The organism is Atribacterota bacterium (assembly GCA_028703475.1).
Lineage (GTDB): Bacteria > Atribacterota > Phoenicimicrobiia > Phoenicimicrobiales > Stramentimicrobiaceae > JAQVMU01.
Window position 1 is genome coordinate 1 of record JAQVMU010000063.1, and the last position, 3,536, is coordinate 3,536.

Here is a 3,536-nt window from a genome sequence, read left to right on the forward strand (position 1 = left end):
TCCTAACCACTTAAAACTTAAAAAAGACCCTGTCCAGTTTCCATAGAAATAAAAAGTATAAAGCAGAATTAAAAGATAGAAAAAAATATGGATAATAACATATTCAAAAATTCTCTTTCCTCTTCCCTTTAAAGTAAAAGTAATTATAATTGGAGTGAAATAAGCAAAAATTGCTGTAATGATTGGGAAAAGAGGGATTTCTAATATTAAAAATAATATACAGGTTATTGCGAATAACCATGTTATTTCCATCATTCCTGCAAATATGAGAAGTAATATATTTTTACTATTCAAGTTTTCTAACATTAAAGATACCGTATAATTTTTTAAAATATTTTCTTAAATATCCCCATGAATTTCCTCTAAAAAAAGTACAGGTATGTCAAGATTATTAGTACGATTAGCAGATAAAGAAGTTACAAGATATACAGGCAAGTGCCGTTGTTTTAAAAGTTCTGCTGTTTTAATATTATTTTTGTTTATAGTGCAGGTATAATAAATACACCCTGCCCCACCCAGCATTAAATTCTCATTGGAGAGTATCTTCTGCATTGATCCCCTTGGTTTCATCTGAAGTCTGGCCAATAATTCCATTGACACTGCAAGCTGTTCAGGTCCTGTTGCTATTGACATTCTTGGATTGTAATTTCCTGTAATTTTACCATTGGATATAATACCATATGGGCTACCATACCTATCAAATTCTAATAATGTTGAGGCAACAATTTCAAGTGTTTTTTCAAACAATTCTTCATGTTTTGTCTTTCTAAAAGAGCTTACATCAATGATTAAGAGTGTTTTTCTCTGTGAAGATGGTTCAAAAACTTTAGTTTGCAGCCGATTATGTCGGGCAGTTGCTTTCCAATGTATATATTTTGAAGGACTACCATGGTAATAATCACGGGTAGCGACAGGATATACAGGATCTTTGACCGGGCTTTCTGACCCCGGTTTTCCAAATAATTCTTTAACAGGCGCCGACAGATAGTTTAAAGAAACCGGTTTGGGGTATATTATCATTTCAACAGATTGTGACAGGTATTTTTTTTGTTGAAAAAGGCCCAGAAGATCACCGGTTTCCAGATAAGGTGGACCAATTCTGTAGCAACCTCTTTTTTCTGCAATTAATTGCCATTGCCATCTGGATTGGTCGTACCAGGAAAGACTGAATTCCTCACAGAAAGCCTTGTTTTTTATATTTGAATTCGTAGAAAGGTTGCTATCTATCGGGATTATTAATTTTAACCAGACTGGTAAAAACTTGTTGTTAAAAATCCTGGCTTGTAATAGAACTTGCTCACCTGGAAAACCTTTTTTCTTTTCGGCATCAAAAGAATATATAATATTTCTTATACTTAAAACACTCCATAACTTTAAGGTGTAAAACATTGCAAGTATCAGAATTGAAATCAGGATAAGATTTGTCTGTTCATAGAGTAAAGAAATAAACAGCAAGATAAGTGCAAGAAATCGGAAAAAACCATCCGTAAAAACCGATGAAAGCGGTTGATTGTGATTCTGATTATTCATTTGCATGAATCCAAAACCGGTATTTCTACTTTATCTAAAATTTCTTCCAATACCTTTGTTGAAGTAGTTCCCTTTAATTTTTCCTTTGTTTCTACAATTATTCGATGATTTACTATAGGTATGAAAAGTTCTTTTATATCATCCGGCAAAACAAAATCCCTACCCCTTAAAGCTGCCAATGACTGTGCTGCTTTCATCAGGTGTAAAGAGGCTCTTGGGCTTGCACCATAAAGAATTTTATCAGAATTACGGGTAGATTCGGTTAAAGCGACAATATAATGGTGAATATTTCCCGAAACATATATTTTTTGTCTTTCTTTTTGCAAAGAAAATATTTTTTCGGGTGTTGTAACCGAGATGAGCTTCTCCAAAGGATTATCTTGCTGAAAACGTTCTAAAATAGCTATTTCCTCCTGTTGTGAAGGATAATCAAGTTTAATTTTCATTATAAATCTGTCTAATTGTGCTTCAGGCAGAGGATATGTTCCCTCTAATTCTATGGGGTTTTGGGTAGCAATAACAAAAAAAGGTGATGGTAAATCCATTGTTACTCCATCCACGGTAACCTGTTTTTCCTGCATGCTTTCCAGTAAACTGGATTGAGTTCTGGGTATAGTTCTATTAATCTCGTCAGCCAGAAGAATGTTGGACATTACAGGACCTGGCTGAAAATTGAATTTACACTCTTTTTGATTGTAGACATTAAAACCGGTTATATCAGATGGTAGGAGATCCGGGGTAAATTGGATTCGATGAAAACTGCCACCAATACTCTTTGCCAGGGCTCTTGCCAGAAGGGTTTTTCCTACGCCGGGTACATCTTCTAAAAGAAGATGACCATCAGCCAATAAAGCGGTTAAAAGCAGTTCAATAGATTTAGTTTTTCCAACTATTACTTTATTAATATTTTTAGAAATTTCATGGCAAATTAAAAAGTCCAATATATCACCTTTTTCTTTATAATATTTATTCTTTACAAATACACTGATAAGTTTAAAAATACAACTTTTTACTAAATCATAATTATATCAATTGTCAGAATACAAAACAAGAATATTTCTTATATTTGTGTTTTAAGGATAGAATAATGAATTAAATACAAGGATGCGAAGTATAAATAATTTTTAGCTTTACCTATTTACTTTCTATTTCGATAGCAACCGCTCTTACCGGGGAACCGTCAGCATTATGATATTTCAATGGCAAAACACTAAGTATGAAGTAGTTATTTTTGATAGACTCTAAATTGGTTAAATTTTCAATAATAATAATGTTTTTTGCTAATAATATTTTATGTGTAGTAAAAGTATTTGTATCTGATTTGTCCATTGATATAGCATCAATTCCAACACCTTGTAACTTAAATTTTGTTAGCCATTCAGCGGCTTCATCGCTTAGGTAGGGATAGTTATTAAAATATTCTTTTTTACCCCAAAATTTACTCCATCCTGTTTTAATGATCACAAATTCAACTTTTTCTAATTTTTTCTTTTGTGGTAATAATATATCAAGAGTTATTGCGGGACTATTTTTACCAACAAAATCTAAAACAGTTGCTTTGCCAAAAAAGTGTGATACTTTTAAGTCATCTAAATATAATCCATTTTTTAACATATGGGCGGGAGCATCAATATGAGTTCCGGTGTGTGAATAAAAATTAAATTTTGTTTCTCTAAAACCATTTTCTTCAATTGTTGTATTTGCTTTAACCTCCGGAGGTTCATCTCCCGGATAAACTGGCATATTTGTGTGCAAAGCATGGCTTAGATCTATTAATTTCATTAATTACCCCTGACTTTTCATATTAATAATAGAAATTGGTAAATTTTAACCTTATAATAACAAAAGATAGTGTAATAATACTATAAGATTATTTTAATATTTTGAATAAACATATTTTTAAGGAGGTATTTATATGATTGCAAAGGCAACAGTTCTCTGTGAAAACTATGTCGATGGTAAGGCTGGCTCAATTGCTGAACATGGATGGGCAGTTTATTTGGAAA

General features: G+C 32.2%; 3 protein-coding genes. All 3 read right to left on the minus strand.

Annotated elements, in window-relative coordinates:
- Positions 1-339 precede the first annotated feature (339 nt).
- The 3 genes from PHQ99_06740 to PHQ99_06750 all read right to left on the minus strand — a co-directional run bounded on the left by PHQ99_06740 (position 340) and on the right by PHQ99_06750 (position 3,312).
- A complete protein-coding gene (locus tag PHQ99_06740) occupies positions 340-1,530 on the minus strand; it encodes a DUF58 domain-containing protein (GenBank protein ID MDD4289268.1) in 1,191 nt (396 codons plus the stop codon).
- A complete protein-coding gene (locus PHQ99_06745; GenBank protein ID MDD4289269.1) occupies positions 1,527-2,471 on the minus strand; it encodes a MoxR family ATPase in 945 nt (314 codons plus the stop codon). Before PHQ99_06745 ends, PHQ99_06740 begins: the two co-directional genes overlap by 4 nt.
- Positions 2,472-2,664: 193 nt before the next feature.
- Positions 2,665-3,312, minus strand: a complete 648-nt coding sequence (locus PHQ99_06750) for a cyclase family protein (GenBank protein MDD4289270.1) — start codon at positions 3,310-3,312, stop codon at positions 2,665-2,667.
- Positions 3,313-3,536: the final 224 nt, after the last annotated feature.

Bases quoted from the DNA above. Each gene is read 5' to 3' on its own strand.
- PHQ99_06750 (MDD4289270.1), bottom strand. From the start codon at position 3,312: ATGAAATTAATAGATCTAAGCCATGCTTTGCACACAAATATGCCAGTT.
- PHQ99_06740 (MDD4289268.1), bottom strand. From the start codon at position 1,530: ATGAATAATCAGAATCACAATCAACCGCTTTCATCGGTTTTTACGGAT.